Source organism: Muriicola sp. E247 (assembly GCF_041358175.1).
Taxonomy (GTDB): domain Bacteria; phylum Bacteroidota; class Bacteroidia; order Flavobacteriales; family Flavobacteriaceae; genus Muriicola.
Window position 1 is genome coordinate 101322 of record NZ_JBGKBE010000007.1, and the last position, 17452, is coordinate 118773.

Consider the following 17452-nt stretch of genomic DNA (forward strand, 5'->3'; position numbering starts at 1 on the left):
AGGTAACGTGCTAAATCAACCGAATAAACTTCAAAATGAATCTGAATGATCCATTAATTATTCCTATTATTTCTGCATTAAAGGCCGGTATATCTATACTAAACGTTTACGACCTTCCAGATTTTAACACTAAGATTAAGAAGGATAAATCCCCACTAACCGAAGCCGATCTCGCCTCCAACGCCGTCATCAACGAATTCCTTAAGGACACCCCCTACCCCATCATCAGCGAGGAAAATAAACAGATGGATTACACCACCCGAAAATCCTGGGAAACCTGCTGGATGGTAGACCCGCTAGACGGAACCAAAGAGTTTATAAAGCGGAATGGGGAATTTACCGTAAACATTGCCCTGATCCGTAAAGGAAAACCCATACTGGGGGTCATTTATGTCCCTGTAACACGGGAATTATACTATGCAGATGTGAATCAAAAAGCAGCCTTCAAAACACTTATCGCTGAAGATCACTCCCTACCAGATCAGCTCTTTTCTGAAAAAGATCGTATTCAACCTACATTAAAAACAGGTTCAATAGTAAGAGTGGTCGGAAGTCGATCCCATATGAACCAGGATACACTGGACTATGTGGAAGGGTTAAAAAAGCAAGGAAGGGATGTAGAAGTGGTCTCTAAAGGAAGTTCTTTAAAATTCTGCCTGGTCGCCGAAGGGAAAGCTGATGTTTATCCGCGTTTTGCACCTACTATGGAATGGGATACAGCAGCCGGCCATGCTATCTGTACTGCAGTGGGATTAAAAGTTACCGCACAGGACACCCAGAGCGAATTGTGTTATAATAAGGAAAACCTTCTCAACCCATATTTTCTGGTCGCTCCCTGATGGCCACCTCCTCCTATAAAAGGCACCTGGCCAAAACCATCACCTGGCGCATCGTTGGTACGCTAGACACCATAGTACTTGCCTGGATCATTACTGGGAACCCTTTAACCGGACTTAAAATTGGAGGGGCTGAAGTGATCACAAAAATGATTTTGTACTATTTCCACGAACGGATCTGGTTTAATACAGGGGTCAGGAATAGTAAAAGAAGACATTTGTTTAAAACCATCACCTGGAGAATTATAGGAACCCTGGATACCTTTCTACTTTCCTGGTTTATTTCGGGTAATCCTTTAACCGGGTTAAAAATAGGGGTAGCAGAAGTGGTCACTAAAATGATTTTATACTATTTTCATGAACGAAGCTGGTATCGTATTAATTTTGGATTAGAAAAGAGGGGCGTTAAAAAGGAATGAAAAAAAATATCACGAAACACAACTATAAAATTACCATGGCAGATCGCAGCAAAAAAAATGGCCATGGTTCCTTTATGATCCTATTTACTGGCTTATCTGGTTCTGGTAAATCTACCATCGCCAATGCCCTGGAACAAAAATTGCATACCCAAAATATACATACCTATTCCCTGGATGGGGATAATATTCGAAGTGGCATTAATCAGGATCTGAGTTTTAGTCCGGAAGACCGATCAGAAAATATCCGCAGGATTGGTGAAATTGGTAAATTGTTTGTGGATGCCGGACTGGTAGTTTTAGCTGCTTTTGTGGCGCCTTATGAAAAAGACAGAAACCGAATTAGAAATATCGTCGGAGTTGATACCTTTATAGAGGTCTTCGTAAATACCTCTTTGGAGGAGTGCGAAGCACGCGATGTGAAAGGTCTTTACAAAAAAGCCCGTAAAGGTGAGATAAAGAATATGACGGGAATTTCAGCCCCCTATGAAAGTCCTACCAATGCAGATGTTACGGTGACAGAAAATAACTCAGTGGCCGAAGCTGTAGAAATGATCTATAAAAAGATCCAACCAAAACTAAAACCCAGAAGCAATGAGTAAGTATTATTTAAGCTACCTGGACGAATTAGAATCCGAGGCTATATTCATACTAAGAGAAGTATGGGCCCAATTTCAAAATCCGGTGATCCTTTTTTCGGGTGGAAAAGACTCCATACTTTGCACACATTTAGCCAAAAAGGCATTTTATCCCAGTAAAATTCCGTTCTCCTTAATGCACGTGGATACCGGCCATAATTTTCCTGAGACCATCAATTTTAGGGATCAACTTATTAATGATCTTGGGGTACAACTTATAGTCGGATCTGTACAGGAATCCATCGATCAGGGAAGGGTGGCAGAGGAAAAAGGTAGAAGTGCCACTCGCAATGCGCTTCAAATTACCACCTTACTCGATGCTATTGAATCTAATAAAGTAGACTGTGCCATTGGGGGTGGAAGACGAGATGAGGAGAAAGCCAGAGCAAAAGAGCGCTTTTTTTCCCATAGGGACGACTTTGGACAATGGGATCCCAAAAACCAACGCCCTGAATTATGGAACCTTTTTAACGGAAAACATTTTGAAGGCGAGCATTTCAGGGTCTTTCCAATAAGTAATTGGACGGAAATGGATGTATGGAATTATATTTTACGTGAAAAAATAGAAATCCCTTCCCTCTATCTCGCGCATGAAAGGGAAGTAGTCTGGAGAAACAACTCCTGGATCCCAAATTCAGAATTCTTAGTCCTGGAAGAACATGAAGAAGTCGTTACCAAAAAAATAAGGTTCAGAACCCTTGGTGATATCACTATCACCGGTGGCATAGAATCAGAGGCAGATACGCTGGAGAAAATTGTACAGGAAGTGTCTGCTATGAGACAAACAGAACGTGGAAACCGAACGGATGACAAACGGTCCGAAAATGCCATGGAAGACAGAAAAAAACTTGGGTACTTTTAATATCAGGAATTGATGGAAATAGAGCGAAACGAATTACTGCGATTTTCTACTGCCGGTAGCGTGGATGACGGGAAAAGCACCCTTATAGGCCGATTGTTATACGACTCCAAGTCGATCTTCGAAGACCAGCTGGAAGCCATAGAGAATACGAGTCGCAAAAAAGGACACGACGGAGTAGACCTGGCCCTTTTTACGGACGGATTAAGGGATGAAAGGGAGCAAGGGATCACTATTGATGTAGCCTACCGTTACTTCACCACCCCGAAACGAAAATTCATCATAGCTGACACCCCCGGCCATGTACAATACACCCGAAATATGGTTACAGGGGCCTCAACGGCCAATGCAACCATCATTCTGGTAGACGCGAGACACGGCGTGATAGAACAAACTAAAAGGCATGCCTTTATCGCGTCCCTATTGCATATTCCTCATGTTATTGTCTGTATCAATAAGATGGATCTGGTCGACTTTTCAGAAGATGTTTTCAATAAGATTGTAGACCAATTTGTAGAATTTGCTGCAAAACTATTGATCAGAGATATAAGGTTTATCCCTATAAGTGCTCTTTTGGGAGACAATGTGGTGAATCGTTCAGAGAATATGCCCTGGTACCAGGATGCACCACTACTCCACACCTTAGAGACCATGCATATCAGTAGTGATCTAAACAAGGTAGATGCCCGCTTCCCGGTTCAGACCGTGCTCAGGCCTCAGCGGGAGGGATTTATTGATTACAGGGGCTATGCAGGTAGAATCTCCAGTGGATTTTACCGAAAAGGAGACAAAGTGACGGTTCTTCCTTCCGGATTTTCGTCAAGAGTTAAGTCAATCACAGGTCCGAATGGAGAATTGGAGGAGGCTTTTGCCCCTATGTCTATTGCTATTGAATTAGAAGACGATATTGATGTGAGCAGAGGTGATATGATCGTTCGTTCCAATAATACACCTGATTCTTCTCAGGATGTAGAGGTAATGTTGTGCTGGTTAAATAATCGTCCCTCCCAACCTAGGGCCAAGTATACCCTGATGCATACCTCAAATGAACAAAAAGCGATGATCAGGGAGGTGATGTATAAATATGATATCAACACCATGGAGCGGATCACGGAAGACAAGGAGCTTAAAATGAATGATATCAGCAAGGTTAAACTCAGGACTACCAAACCCTTGCTCGTCGACCCTTATAAAGACAACCGATTTACGGGGAGCCTGATTCTAATTGATGATCAGACCAATGAGACCGTTGCTGCCGGGATGGTGATTTAGTTGAAACGATATCCTACTCTTAATTTTTAGTCTTGTGTTGAGAATACCCTAATTACAGTGACTTCAGACAGCCTGTTCTGCTGGTGTTCTTCCCGTGTACATTTCACCCCGTCAGAACAGCTGTTGGTCAAAAGGGATTCCCCATGGCCAATGGCCGTCAATCTGCTTTCTGAGATTCCCTGTTTTACCAGATAGTCTGTAGTTCGTTGTGCCCTGCGCTCAGATAACCATTGATTGTAGTTGTCAGGACCACGGGAGTCAGTAAAAGCATGGATTTCAAAGGAGTATTCCGGATACTGGGCCATAAGGCTCGCTACCCCATCCAGTGTCTTCCTTGAGTATTCATTTAAATAAGACGAATCAAACGCAAAATACACCGCTCCCAGGCTATCCAGGACTTGCTGCACGTTGTTTAAATGATCTTTCTTCGCTTTTTCCAGTGCTGCCAGTCGGGCTTCTTCCTTCTCTTTTTCCATTCGTTCTGCCAGGAGCCTGGCCTCCTCCTCGGCCTTTCTGGCGGCCAGAAGGGAATCCTGAAGCCTTTGCTGCTCTTTTTCCATTTCCTGCAACAAAGCAAGCTTTTCTTCCCCTTTTTCTGATAGTCCCTTCTTTATGTTAAACTGATAAACCACACCCACGGCATGCTGGATATGATTTGATGCTTCATTTCCTAACGACCATTTCCCGCTGGAACTAAAGTCGAGCCCCCAGCGATCTGTAAACCATGTTCTAAAGCCTATAATCGCATTGTAAGTACCTCGTCCCAGGTTGTTCGCATCAGAATATCCCAGTCCGACACCAACATAGGGATCAAAGAATCCGGTTTCCCCAACCAACTTATTGAGGTCATAGCTGAGTCGGGTATCTATACCCCAGTAAGGGATATCCTCCGTGATCGTTACCCCGTCGATAGTATTCCCTTCCTTATAGTTGTTATAAGTCCCGATCAATTCCAGGCCCAGACCACTTTGCCAATACCGGCCAATATTGAGACGTGATGGAAAAGCGACCCCGTTCCACTGGTCCCTAATTGTGGTAAAATCATTGAATGCATCTCCGGAATCGTCTATGAAGTTCCAGCCTATTCCCATCATCCACGAACTTTCAATAACACTGTCCTTTGGAGTTAATACAATACTGTCCTGGGAATAAAGTTGGAAACAACCAATTAAGACAAGAAAAGTAATAGCCCTGAGCAATTTCATAGGTTGAAGATTTGGGATCTTTGTATCACAAAATTACAATCCAGGCCCCAGGAAGGCTATATTCTTCCCTTAGCTACCTAAAATTTCGACGATTGGTATCCTGGTGATGTCCGGAAGAGGGTAATATTTACAATAATAGAAGATCACTCGATAAACTACCTGGTTCCAAGATAAGGAGGTGTCTATTTAATGGATAATGAATTAATCTGAGTAGTTGGTTTACCCCATCACACTCTTATAATACTCCTTATAAGCGTTCTCATAAAGATTCTCATAAAGGGGGAGCACATGCTGAAGATCGAACTTTAAAGCTTCCTTGTAAGCATTTCGCTTAAAGGTTTCTAATGTATTTGAATCTTTTAAGATATACAATGCATTTTGTGTCATATCATCCACATCGCCCACATCACTTAAGAAGCCGGTAACCCCATGAATATTGACTTCCGGAATACCACCGGTATTGCTGGAGATCACAGGGACCTTATTGATCATTGCCTCCAATGCCGCCAGTCCAAAGCTCTCCGACTTAGAGGGTAGCAGGAACAAATCAGAGAAACACAGAATCCTATCTATCTCTGAACTCTGGCCCAGGAACACTACCTTGTTGTTTATGCCCAGTTCGTCGCATAGCAACTCTGCTTTTTCCTTTTCAGGGCCTTCCCCTACCATGATCAGTTTCGCCGGCATTTCCTTTTGTATACCGTAAAATATCTTAATCACATCGGGGATATGCTTAACCTTTCTGAAATTACTGATATGGGTAATGATCTTCTCATCCTCATTGGCCATCAGGGAACGTTGGCAGTCCGTAAATTCAGCATTGTATTTACGTTTATCTATAAAATTGGGAATCACCTCAATCTCCTTGTCTATTTCAAAGAAGTCGAGCGTCTTCTGCCTCAAATCGGCAGATACACTGGTCACCACTTCAGATTTATTAATGCTGAAGGTCACCGCAGGTTTGTAGAAGGGATGATTTCCCACCAGGGTAATATCTGTCCCGTGCAACGTGGTGATCATGGGAATATAAATGCCTTCCTCTTCCAGTATTTTCTTTGCCATATATCCTGCATAGGCATGTGGGATAGCGTAGTGTACATGTAGTAATTCTATGCCATGTAATTTGATGGTATCCACCAGCTTGCTGGATAGTGCCAGTTCATAGGGCTGATAATGAAATAATGGATATTCAGGTACATGTACTTCGTGGAAATGAATGTTATTCCCCAGCAATTCCAGTCGCACAGGCTGGCGGTAGGTCACAAAGTGGATCTCGTGACCTCTGTTGGCAAGGGCTATACCCAATTCTGTAGCAACTACTCCACTCCCACCAAAGGTAGGATAGCAAACAATGGCGATCTTCATATCGTAAAATTACATTTAAATTCCTTTTCTAATTTATAATAGAATCATAAATCGCCTGCTGAATCCGGGTACGGAGTTCTGATTTGATGAGCAGGTTGTTAGAGGAGGTGGGGAAGGTCCTGTTTGATAAAAAAACATAGATGATCTCTTCTTCCGGATCAGCCCAGGTATAAGTGCCTGTAAAGCCACTATGTCCAAAACTCTTCCTTGATACACAGCCACAGGTAGGCCCGTACTCCTCAAGCTGAGGCTTGTCAAACCCAACACCCCTGCGCACATTTTCCTGGCAGAAGTAACACTTGTTGAATTTTTCAATGGTCCTCGAATCTAAAAAACGATCTCCCCCGTAATATCCCCCCTGCAGGTACATCTGCATAATCTTGGCAACATCGTTGGCATTACTGAACAGACCTGCGTGACCCCCTACTCCGCCCTGCATAGCTGCACCCATATCATGGACAAAGCCCTGTACCGTCTGATAGCGATAATAATTATCAATTTCCGAAGGTACAATTCGATCCTTATCAAAGTAATCCAGAGGCCTGTAGCCGGTATTGTTGGTCCCCAGTGGTGCATAGTACTTTTCATTTGCCAGTTTGTCGAGGGACTGCTTGTAGGTATCTTCTATATATTTCTTCATCACATAGTAGGCTACATCACTATAGCGGTATCGATTCGATTTAAGCGACTGACGGCCTATACGATTGTAAATAGAATCCTGATAGGCATCGCTGAGATAAAGATTTTTGGTCACTTCTATAGAGTATCCGGGGCCCGGACGCGATCGATAAAATTCGCTGGATGGTTTCCTGTTCTTGTCAAGCGTTGACAGGTAGAATGCAATCCAGGATGGCAGGCGACCATAGTGACTCAGTGCTTTTAACACGGTAACATTTTTCAGGTCTGTTGTATCATAAGCCTGAATCAGCTCACCAAAAGTATCGTTTAATGAGATCTTCCCCTCCTCTTCCATAGCCATGACAACTGGCAGTGTAGCCAGTATCTTGGTAAGAGACGCCAAGTCGTATAAATGATCTGAGGTTATCGAATCGACGGAATCATAAGTGGGCTTACCAAAATTTCTATTGTATATCACCTTTCCTTTTCGGGCGACAAGCACCTGGGCCCCTGGATACATCAGAGAATCGATCCCATTTTTCACCAAAGTGTCTACTTCAGATAACAAAGTTCCATTAATACCCACTCGCTCCGGAATACTATACCCCAAACGACCAAGAGATTTGCTTAAAATACCATGTCCAGCAGAATATTCTGAACTCAGGGAGACCGGCAAAACACCTTTAGCAGGAATGGCCCCGAAAATTACCTCAGCAGTCTTCTCCTGGGCGATCTCGCTGTTTTGGTACCCGAGAACAAGAGCGTCTATGTCATTGTAATTAACCAGATCTAAAAGGGCATAAGGCTTGGTAAAAACTGAAAGGACAAGATTGAAACTCCTCGATCTCCCCAATTCAGCCAGCCAGTAAAGCTCCTTTTCCGAGAATTTATAAGGCTTCCAGGGACTGTCATTGCTTTTGTGAAAACCGACGATCACTACATTGTAACCCTCAAGATTTTTTTTGAGCGTACCTATATCCTTCCCCACTACTTTTATGACCTCCGTGTACTGCTGCAATGCCTTATGGAATTGTTCACCAGAATCATCTCCCATGGCTACATAAGCAATCTTTTTATTTTCCAGATTTTTTACAGGGAGTAATGACACTTCGTTCTTTACCAGTGTTATCGCATTTTCAATTGCTTTTTCGTACAACAAATAGTCTTCAATAGTATTGAGATCCTTGTATAAATTATTGGTGTCTATTTCCTGATAGGTGTTTAAACCCACCTTATACTTGGCCATCAGAATCTTCTTTACCGAGGCAGACAACCTTGTTTCCTTAATTATTCCTTGCTTGTAAGCCTCTGTAATGGCAACCCTGGCTACCTTTATATCCTTGGGCATGAGCAGAATATCATTTCCCGCAAGAAAAGCCTGTAATTCCGCATTGGTATCCCCGGCAAAATCGGTCACACCTTTCATATTCAGGGCATCGGTAAGCACAAGTCCTTTGAATCCCAGTTCATTCTTAAGAGTGCCTGAGATTATACTCGAGGAAAGGGAAGAAGGGCGTTTTTCATCAGGCTCTAAAGCAGGTACATTGAGGTGGGCTACCATCACTCCAGAAACCCCTGCTTTGATTAATTCTTTATAGGGATACATCTCAATACTATCGAGTCGTTCCCTTTCGAAAGGAATTACAGGCAGATCCTTATGTGAATCCACAGCAGTATCCCCATGACCGGGGAAATGTTTCCCGCTCGACAGCACCCCAGCTCTGCTCATCCCACGAACAAAAGCAGCTCCTTTTCGGGCTACATTCTCACGGTCTTCCCCAAATGAGCGATTCCCGATAATCGGGTTTCTGGGGTTGATGTTTATATCTACATCAGGGGCAAAATTGAAATGAACCCCGAGGCGTTTAGCATGACTCCCGATCCTGAATCCTACTTCCTCTATAACATTAGAATCTTTTATTGCCCCAAGTGTCATATTCCATGGGTACGCAAAGGTTGAATCGAGTCGCATTGCCAATCCCCATTCTGCATCCATTCCTATCAATAGAGGCACTTTAGACAGGGCCTGGTACTCATTGGTAAGTTTAGCCTGCCTCATTGGTCCGCCTGTTGAAAAGATGATCCCACCCAGGTGATCTTCTTCAATCAGTGTTTTTATCTTATCAGTAGACGCCTTGTCCTGATCTGATGCCACAAGAACCATAAAGAGCTGACCTATTTTCTCCTCCAGTGTCATTCCTTCATAGGTGTCGTTTACCCATTTTATTTGGGCAACGCTATCTCTTGCCTGCAACGGGTTTTGTTGAGACTGGCCAAAAAAGGCTGAAAGTAGAAAGAGCAAGAGAAAGTAATTTTTTATCCGCATATGCAATCTGATCATTGATTCTAACTAAAATCGACAGGGATTATTGTAAAACAGTGAGATAACACTCTGAAATTGTGGTGAATAGATTAGATAAACCTGCTGTGCCAACTATCAGAGGCAGGTACTTCCCAGTGCTCTAAATATTCCTGTTTGTTGGCTACCAGGTTATTGAAGACAATCGTATCCTTGGTAATGGAGCGGGCTTTCGCCATTTTCTTAAAGTCGGACATTGATTTATAAGTGATGAAATCTCCCTGTTTAAAAGAGACATTCATTCGATCGAGGAGCTCAAGGCCGAATCTTTTTTCCAGTCCTTGGATAAAGTGTACAGAAGCATCTATCGAACAACCTGAGGCAGATGACAGGGATTGATCCAGCCCTATGATAATGAACCGCTTGTACTTAATCTCGTACCCGGCACGGAGAGAAGCTCCATGGGCAGTCCACTGGGTCAGAAACTGGGGAAGAAGATTGTTGATTTCCCCTAATTCCTCTTCAGAGAAATTCCTGTTTCCCTGGTATATCCATATCCTGGATGTTTCGGGTAGTTCGTTAAACGGTACTAACATGACTCACTTACTGTTTTAATTCTTTCATAATCCTTCTCTAAAATCGTTCCAAAAATCAGAACGATCAAAGATCTTCGGCATTCGACATTAATTCTGCGATATCCATTACTGCAATTGACGCCTCTTTCTCTTTATTCTTTACCCCATCGGTCATCATAGTGTTACAAAAAGGACAAGCCGCAGCGATGATTTCGGGCTGGGTTTCCAGGGCCTGTTCTGTACGTTCGATATTTACTTCCTTATCCCCCTTCTCTGCCTCTTTAAACATCTGAGCCCCACCGGCTCCACAACAGAGTCCGCGCTGACGGCAGCTTTTCATTTCCACCAGTTCGGCGTCTAATTTCCTTATCAGTTCTCTGGGAGCTTCATAAACATCATTGGCCCTGCCCAAATAGCACGGGTCATGATACGTTATTCGCTTGCCCTTATATGTTCCACCCTTCAGTCCAATCCTGCCTTCTTCAACCAGTTGCTTTAAAAACTGGGTGTGATGAACTACATCATATGTCCCCCCTAATCCGGGGTATTCATTTTTCAGGGTGTTAAAACAGTGCGGGCAGGCGGTGACGACCTTTTTAACCCCATAGCCATTCATGATCTCTATATTGGTAACTGCCTGCATCTGGAACAAAAATTCATTTCCGGCCCTTTTAGCAGGATCCCCGGAACAACTTTCCTCAGTTCCAAGAACTGCAAAGGATACGCCTGCCTTATTAAGAAGTTTTACAAAGGCCTTGGTGATCTTTTTGGCTCTGTCATCAAAACTACCTGCACAACCCACCCAGAATAAAACCTCTGGTTGTTTTCCTTCTGCAAACAGCGATGCCATAGTGGGTACATTCATAGTATTCTGCTTATTCGTTTACTTCTATTTGGACTCATCGGCCCAGTTGAGTCGGTCCATCTGATTAAAAGGCCAGGGAGCTCCATTATTTTCAATATTTCCCATCATCACATTTAATTCAGCCGGGGCAGCAGATTGCTCCATTACCAGATACTGCCTCATATCCATGATGATCGACAAAGGGTCTATACTTACCGGACAGGCCTCCACACAGGCATTACAGGAGGTACAAGCCCACAATTCCTCCCTGCTGATATAATCATCCAGGAGTTGTTTACCATCGTCTACAAACTTACCTGCGTTTTTATCAATATTTTTTCCCACTTCTTCAAGTCGGTCTCTGGTATCCATCATGATCTTCCTGGGGGAAAGCTTTTTGCCGGTCTGATTCGCCGGACATTCATTGGTACATCGACCACACTCGGTGCAGGTATAAGCGCTGAGCAACTGAACCCATTTCAGGTCATGTACGTCGGAAGCACCAAATTTATCAGGAGGTCCCGCATCTTCAGCTGGGGCGGCAAAAGGATCTGCATTGGGATCCATCATCAGTTTTACTTCCTTGGTTACCGCTTCGTTATTTTTAAATTGTCCTTTAGGTTTTAAGTTGCCAAAATAGGTGTTGGGGAATGCCAGCAGAATGTGCAAATGCTTAGAGTAATACAAATAATTTAAAAAGAAGAGAATCCCCGCGATATGCAGCCACCAGGCGATTCGCTCAATCAGAATCACTGTACTGGCAGACATCCCTTCGAACAGTGGTGTAATAAACTGACTTACAGGAAACATCCCGGCTGCCTCATAATGGGCAACTCCCATCTGCTGTAATTGATAGTCTGCTGCATTCATGGTGAGGAACAGCCCCATCAGAATGAGTTCGATATATAGAATCCAGTTGGCATCATTCTTTGGCCATCCTTTCATTTCAGGCTTAACAAACCTGGCCAGTTTTAATGCATTCCTCCTCAACCAAAAAATGATAACAGCCAGGATCACCAACAGAGCCAGGACTTCAAAGGAGGCAATAAGAAAATCGTAAAACCCACCCATAAAGGCAAAGATGCGATGCGTCCCCAGAAGGCCGTCAATTATGATCTCGAGTACCTCTATATTGATGATAATAAAACCTAGGTATACGATGATATGCATGATCCCTGCAACAGGCCGCACTACCATCTTGGACTGCCCCAGGGCAATCCTCATCATGTTCTTCCAGCGTTGGGGCTTGTTATCGGAAAGATCTTCTGCTTTCCCCAGCAGAATATTTCGTCTTAGTTTTTTAACATTCCGGGCAAAAAAGCCAATTCCTGTGATCAGGAGGAGGGCAAAGAGGATGTTGGGAAGGTATTCCATCAATTAATCTTGATTTATGGCAGGATCGTTTTGCGGAAGGGTGTAGTCGATCTGTTTCTTCCCGAAGACGGATACGTTGACATAGCGCTTAGGGTTCAAACGAAAATCCTGAAGCAGTAAATCGAGTTCCTTTGAGGCATCCGCAAGGTTTTTATACAGCTCTTCATCATTCATCAATTTCCCCATGGTTCCTTCCCCTTTCTCGATCTTCTCCAGGACAGCATCCAGGTTCTTCATGGTAGATTCCAGATTCCGGATTGTTGCGCCCAGGTTATTGGCCGCTAAAGAGTCTGACAGGCTTGCAAAATTGGCCGTAAGGGTATTGATATTACTCAAAGAACTATCGATATGCATTCTATTTTCAGAAAGCATTTCATTAAGTGTGCCTGCACTTTTTTGAAAACTCGAGATTACCTGAGATAAACCCTGAATACTCTCACGCAGATTTTTCTTGGTTTCATCATCCAAAACATCATTGACATTCATCAACAAGGAATCTGCATTTGAGACTGCTCCTTCCACCTTTAACTGCAATGGGGTAAGTTTTTGTTGTACGAGTTCTGTGAGGCCGGGACGGGTATTCGTAACAAGCGTATCGCCGGATTTTGCCATTGGGGCGTCGTCGAAAACAGGTTTAATCTGAATCCCTTTCCCCCCTATGATCCCTGTATCGTATAGTTCTGCCTTGCTATTTCGGGAAAACTGAAAATCGTTAGAAACAGTAAATGTTACAACCAGCTTACCGCTATTATCCTTAAACTGAATATCATTAACCTTTCCAACGCTAAACCCGTTAATAGATACCTGAGTGCCCGTCTGCAAACCACCAATATTGTCATAGACCGCGTAAAATATCTTGCTGTTATCAAAAAGTGGGGTGGACTTCAAATAGCTGAATCCCAGAATAAATAGGAGAATACCCCCGATAACTATAATTCCAGTCTTAATTTCCCGCGATAGTTTCAAGGATACGTTTTTAGGTTCTAAACAAAATTATGAATAAAATCGAAAGACAAGCCATTATTCATCTTCGTATTTCAAGGCGTCTTGTAGCGCGATGCGTTTCCCTTCTTTATAGGCCACAATATAGGAGGTCGTAAAGCCCTTCATATCGGCATTAGATTTTAATAGTTTAGCCCCCATGTAGGTATCTGTTTCCCCGTAGAGGTATCGGAACAAATTTTTGATCGGTTCCTTTGATATCCTGTTCAGACCGTTGAATTCAGGTGAATTAGGCGAAAGGTCTCTTGCCGTTGCCATAATCTGGACTTTGAAAGTAACTCCGCTTTTTTCTACTAATTGCCTCGCTTTAGGTTTGTTTTCCTTGGTCTCTTCAGGATTTTCTTTTTTCCCGGCGGATTCAGTAGAAGATTTTTCCGTCACTTCAACCACTGCCTCTTTTACTTCCTTATTAACCTCCAGTAATTCCTCTTGTTTGAGGTCCGGATTTGCTTTTTTAGGAATTTCGGCCACTTCAGGCGACGCCACTGGTGGCTGCCCATTTGAAATTACGGTTTCTTCATCCGGGATACTACTGCGGTATTTGATGATGGCCTGTGCAATAGCCTTTCCCATTTCGGCCTGACCCTTTGAAGAATTCAGGTATTTGCCTTCTTCTTTATTGGTAAGGAACCCCGTTTCAATAAGGACACTGGGCATAAAGGTCTGATGAAGGACAATAAAACCAGCCTGCTTCACTTTTCGGTCATTTCGCTTTAAATTACCAGTGAAATTATCCTGAATCAGTTTAGCTAGTAAAATACTCTGATCGAGAAATTCTTCCTGCATTATGGTAAGGCCTATTACCGATTCGGGAGAATTAATATCGTAATTCGCATATCGGGCTTCATAATTATCTTCCAGATAGATTACCGAGTTCTCCTTTTTTGCAATCTCGAAATTCTGTTTATTGGCATGGAGTCCAAGAACAAAGGTGCCGGCGCCGTGCGCATTGGAAGTGTGCGAATCGCAATGAACCGACACAAACAGGTCGGCTCCTGCCTTATTGGCGATCTCTCCCCTTACAAAAAGGTCTACAAAGGAGTCATCGTCCCTGGTATAGACTACTTTGATACCCGGGACTTTTTTAAGCTCTTCCCCTATTTTAAGGACGATACTGAGGGCGATATTTTTCTCCATATAGCCATTTCCCAGGTTACCAGGATCATGACCACCATGCCCTGCATCGAGGACCACAACAAAACCTTCATCTCCCCTGACTTCAGGAAGTGGGTTAGACGCGATCATCTGAATACAAAACATGAGAAAAAAACCAGCTGTAAAAAGCAATTTTTTGTTCATAGTATTCGGGGAATTTTACTTCTTTTTCTCAGGTTAAATTTATTGTAATCTGCTACGGGCAGAAAAAAAATATATGTAAGTTTGATTTCCAAATATCAAGCCATATCATTACAAAAATAGGATATATAGCTTTGCAATCAAACAAACGGCTTTTTCTTTTCTCTGCTTTGTTCCTCTTGGTTGCAACAATGATTTTTGGACAGGAGGACCTGAAAAAACCTTTGCCCATCAAAGCGGTACAGGACAGTATCAAAGCTCCGCTACCACCTCAGAGCCTTATTCAGGATAGTGTTCAAACCGACACAGTCCGCACAGATTCACTCCCCAAAAAGCCAGCTCTCTTACTGGATAATATCAAATATAAGGCCAAAGATTACGTAAAACTGAGTCAGAAAGATCAAAAGATCTACCTCTACAACGAGGCTGAAATATATTATCAGGACACGGAATTAAAAGCAGGAATCATAATTCTCGACTATATAAAGAACGAGGTTTATGCCGGACGGTTAAAAGACTCCCTGGGGAATTATAGCCAACTCCCCTATTTTAAGCAAGGTGAAAATGTGGTAATACCCGATTCCATCCGCTTTAATTTTGACACCCAGAAGGCAGTCATATGGAATTCGAGAACCGAGCAACAGGCAGGTCTCGGACAATTAGGGAGTGATGCCATGAAAGTCTATGCAGAACGTACGAAGAAGGAAAATGATTCGGTCTACTTCCTAAGTGAAGGGAAACTCACTACTTCCAAAGACACTATAGATCCTGATTACTACATCCGGGTTCGAAAAGCAAAGTTTGTTCCCAAGAAAAAAGTGATAGCCGGCTTTAGCAACTTATACATAGTAGATGTGCCAACACCTATTGCCCTGCCCTTTGCCTACTTTCCGCTTACCGTGGGAAGGACGGCCGGGGTGATGATGCCCACTTTTGGGAATGATCCCAACCGCGGGTATTTCCTCCAGAATGCCGGGTACTACGTCCCCATTAATGATTATGTAGACCTTACACTCACAGGTGACCTTTACACCAACGGCAGTTATGGAATCCGCGCACAATCGGTTTATTCTAAACGATATAAATACAGGGGTAATTTCAATTTCAGATATGAAAATCAGGTGGTGAGCCAGAAAGGTTTCGATGATTACAGCAGGGGTACGATCTACAACATCCAGATCTCACATTCACAGGATCCTAAATCAAACCCTAATAGCAGGCTATCGGCCTCGGTGAACCTGGGTAGTAGTCAGTATTACCGGAATTCTCTGCTACAGCAGAACCTGGCCCTGACACAGACCAATAACTTATCATCTTCCATCTCCTATTCGAAAACTTTTCCGGCCTATCCTTCGGTAAATATGAGTTTGACGGCAACGCATAACCAGAACACAAACACCAATGTAGTTGATGTTACCCTGCCTACCCTGCAGGCAAGTATGGAACGTGTATTTCCCTTCGCCCCGCGGGAAGGAATCAAAAAAGGAGCTTTGCAGAACATCAACTTTCAATACGATCTCAATGGGAGAAACAGCATCAGAACAAATGATGAGGATTTCCTGACCGGTAAAATGTTCGACGATGCAAAGGTAGGTGTCAGACATAGGATTCCTATAAGCACCAATTTCAAGGTGGCCAAGCATTTTAGTGTAACTATGGGTGGGAATTATGAAGATATCTGGTCGCTCCAGACTTTTGGGCAGCGATTTGATCCCGATTCCCAGACCGTTGTAACAGACACCATAAGTGGTTTTGACCGCTATAATCAATACAACTTTAGTGCTAGTGTGGGAACTACTCTTTACGGAACCTTCACTTTTGGGGAGGGAAAAAAATTCCAGGCACTTAGACATGTAGTCAGACCTACGGTAAGTTATGGATACGCTCCTTCTTTTGAGCAGTATTACGACGAATACCTAAATGAAGTTAGTGGTGATATTGTCCAATACAGTCGTTTTCAGAATACAATTTACGGAGCGCCCCGACTTGGAAAATCCAATGCCCTGACATTTTCACTGCAAAACACTCTTGAGGCAAAAGTGCGGGATAAGGATTCAACAGCAACCGAACCTAAAAAGATACAGCTCCTCAACAGCCTTAATTTCTCATCAGGGTACAACTTTGAAGCCGATTCCTTAAAAATTAGTCCGGTTAGCATGAGTGGGGGTACCAATTTGCTGAAAAACAAAATGTCTGTAAACTTCGGCGCCAGCCTTGATCCTTATGCTATTGACAATAATGGTAGGAGAATAAATACCTTTAATATTAATAATGGCGGGAGTCTTTTGAGGCTTACAAATGCAAGGATGAATATCAGTTACAATATCAGTAGCAAGGATTTCGGAGCAAAGGACGAGGATGACAGAGAAGAGGAGGATCCTTATGACGGCCAGAATTACGTGGCAGCCAGCGGGGGAAGGACGGATGACCTTTTTGGTGCTGCCGACAATTTTAATGAGAGTAGTTTTAAAAATCGTGACCCTGACGATATAGAAAACCCCAGGTACAGAACAAAGATTCCCTGGGACCTGAGGCTTCAATATGCAGCGAACTACAATAACAGTAACCGACAAAACGAATTCTCGAGCCATTCCCTGATGTTTTCGGGAAATATAGAGTTGGCTCCGCGCTGGAAGGTAGGAGTTTCGTCAGGTTATGATATTAAAAACCAAGGTTTTACGGTAACCCAATTGCGATTTGAACGCGACCTAAAGAGTTTTAATCTGCGATTTAACTGGACACCTTTCGGCGACTTTGAACGCTGGTATTTCTTTATTGGGATCAAGAGTTCCATTTTGCAGGATCTCAAATGGGAAAACCGGAGTCAGCCACCCAGAAGATAAACCCAAAATA

Annotated in this window: 14 protein-coding genes; 6 read left to right on the plus strand and 8 right to left on the minus strand. The window is 43.2% G+C overall.

Going from position 1 to position 17452, the window contains the following annotated elements:
• The first annotated feature begins 35 nt into the window (after nucleotides 1-35).
• The 5 genes from cysQ to ACA086_RS11060 are packed head-to-tail and all read left to right on the plus strand — an operon-like array spanning nucleotide 36 to nucleotide 4021.
• Nucleotides 36-839 (plus strand): 3'(2'),5'-bisphosphate nucleotidase CysQ, encoded by an 804-nt coding sequence (gene cysQ, locus ACA086_RS11040; RefSeq protein ID WP_371003370.1) that lies wholly within the window; start codon nucleotides 36-38, stop codon nucleotides 837-839.
• Nucleotides 839-1255: a DUF2061 domain-containing protein gene (locus ACA086_RS11045; RefSeq protein ID WP_371003371.1), complete on the plus strand. Its 417-nt coding sequence runs from the start codon at nucleotides 839-841 to the stop codon at nucleotides 1253-1255. Before cysQ ends, ACA086_RS11045 begins: the two co-directional genes overlap by 1 nt.
• The gene (gene cysC, locus ACA086_RS11050; RefSeq protein ID WP_371003372.1) at nucleotides 1252-1854 is read left to right on the plus strand and encodes an adenylyl-sulfate kinase; all 603 of its coding nucleotides are present in this window, start codon (nucleotides 1252-1254) and stop codon (nucleotides 1852-1854) included. Before ACA086_RS11045 ends, cysC begins: the two co-directional genes overlap by 4 nt.
• Nucleotides 1847-2752: a sulfate adenylyltransferase subunit CysD gene (cysD, locus tag ACA086_RS11055; RefSeq protein ID WP_371003373.1), complete on the plus strand. Its 906-nt coding sequence runs from the start codon at nucleotides 1847-1849 to the stop codon at nucleotides 2750-2752. The genes cysC and cysD overlap by 8 nt, the downstream gene beginning before the upstream one ends.
• A 12-nt stretch (nucleotides 2753-2764) precedes the next feature.
• Nucleotides 2765-4021 carry a sulfate adenylyltransferase subunit 1 gene (locus ACA086_RS11060; RefSeq protein WP_371003374.1) on the plus strand — a complete coding sequence of 419 codons (1257 nt, stop codon included), beginning with the start codon at nucleotides 2765-2767 and terminating at the stop codon, nucleotides 4019-4021.
• Between the two features lie 26 nt (nucleotides 4022-4047).
• On the opposite strand, the gene ACA086_RS11065 is transcribed toward ACA086_RS11060, so the two are convergent.
• The 8 genes from ACA086_RS11065 to ACA086_RS11100 form a co-directional block, all read right to left on the minus strand.
• Nucleotides 4048-5226 (minus strand): OmpA family protein, encoded by a 1179-nt coding sequence (locus tag ACA086_RS11065; protein ID WP_371003375.1) that lies wholly within the window; start codon nucleotides 5224-5226, stop codon nucleotides 4048-4050.
• 219 nt (nucleotides 5227-5445) lie between these two features.
• On the minus strand, nucleotides 5446-6591 hold the full coding sequence (gene bshA / locus ACA086_RS11070) for an N-acetyl-alpha-D-glucosaminyl L-malate synthase BshA (protein ID WP_369747574.1): 1146 nt from the start codon (nucleotides 6589-6591) through the stop codon (nucleotides 5446-5448).
• Nucleotides 6592-6619: 28 nt separating this feature from the next.
• A complete protein-coding gene (locus ACA086_RS11075; protein ID WP_371003376.1) occupies nucleotides 6620-9550 on the minus strand; it encodes a glycoside hydrolase family 3 N-terminal domain-containing protein in 2931 nt (976 codons plus the stop codon).
• Nucleotides 9551-9621: 71 nt separating this feature from the next.
• Nucleotides 9622-10104, minus strand: a complete 483-nt coding sequence (locus ACA086_RS11080; RefSeq protein ID WP_369747572.1) for an ABC transporter ATPase — start codon at nucleotides 10102-10104, stop codon at nucleotides 9622-9624.
• Nucleotides 10105-10168: 64 nt separating this feature from the next.
• Nucleotides 10169-10948 (minus strand): (Fe-S)-binding protein, encoded by a 780-nt coding sequence (locus tag ACA086_RS11085; protein ID WP_369747571.1) that lies wholly within the window; start codon nucleotides 10946-10948, stop codon nucleotides 10169-10171.
• 24 nt (nucleotides 10949-10972) lie between these two features.
• Nucleotides 10973-12301, minus strand: coding sequence for a 4Fe-4S dicluster domain-containing protein (locus ACA086_RS11090; protein WP_371003377.1), 1329 nt, complete (start codon nucleotides 12299-12301; stop codon nucleotides 10973-10975).
• A gap of 3 nt (nucleotides 12302-12304) precedes the next feature.
• Nucleotides 12305-13267 carry an MlaD family protein gene (locus ACA086_RS11095; protein ID WP_369747569.1) on the minus strand — a complete coding sequence of 321 codons (963 nt, stop codon included), beginning with the start codon at nucleotides 13265-13267 and terminating at the stop codon, nucleotides 12305-12307.
• A 54-nt stretch (nucleotides 13268-13321) separates the two neighbouring features.
• Nucleotides 13322-14563: an N-acetylmuramoyl-L-alanine amidase gene (locus ACA086_RS11100; protein ID WP_371003426.1), complete on the minus strand. Its 1242-nt coding sequence runs from the start codon at nucleotides 14561-14563 to the stop codon at nucleotides 13322-13324.
• A 170-nt stretch (nucleotides 14564-14733) separates the two neighbouring features.
• Here ACA086_RS11100 and ACA086_RS11105 point away from each other — a divergent pair, with 170 nt between their 5' ends.
• Nucleotides 14734-17442 (plus strand): putative LPS assembly protein LptD, encoded by a 2709-nt coding sequence (locus tag ACA086_RS11105; RefSeq protein WP_371003378.1) that lies wholly within the window; start codon nucleotides 14734-14736, stop codon nucleotides 17440-17442.
• Nucleotides 17443-17452: the final 10 nt, after the last annotated feature.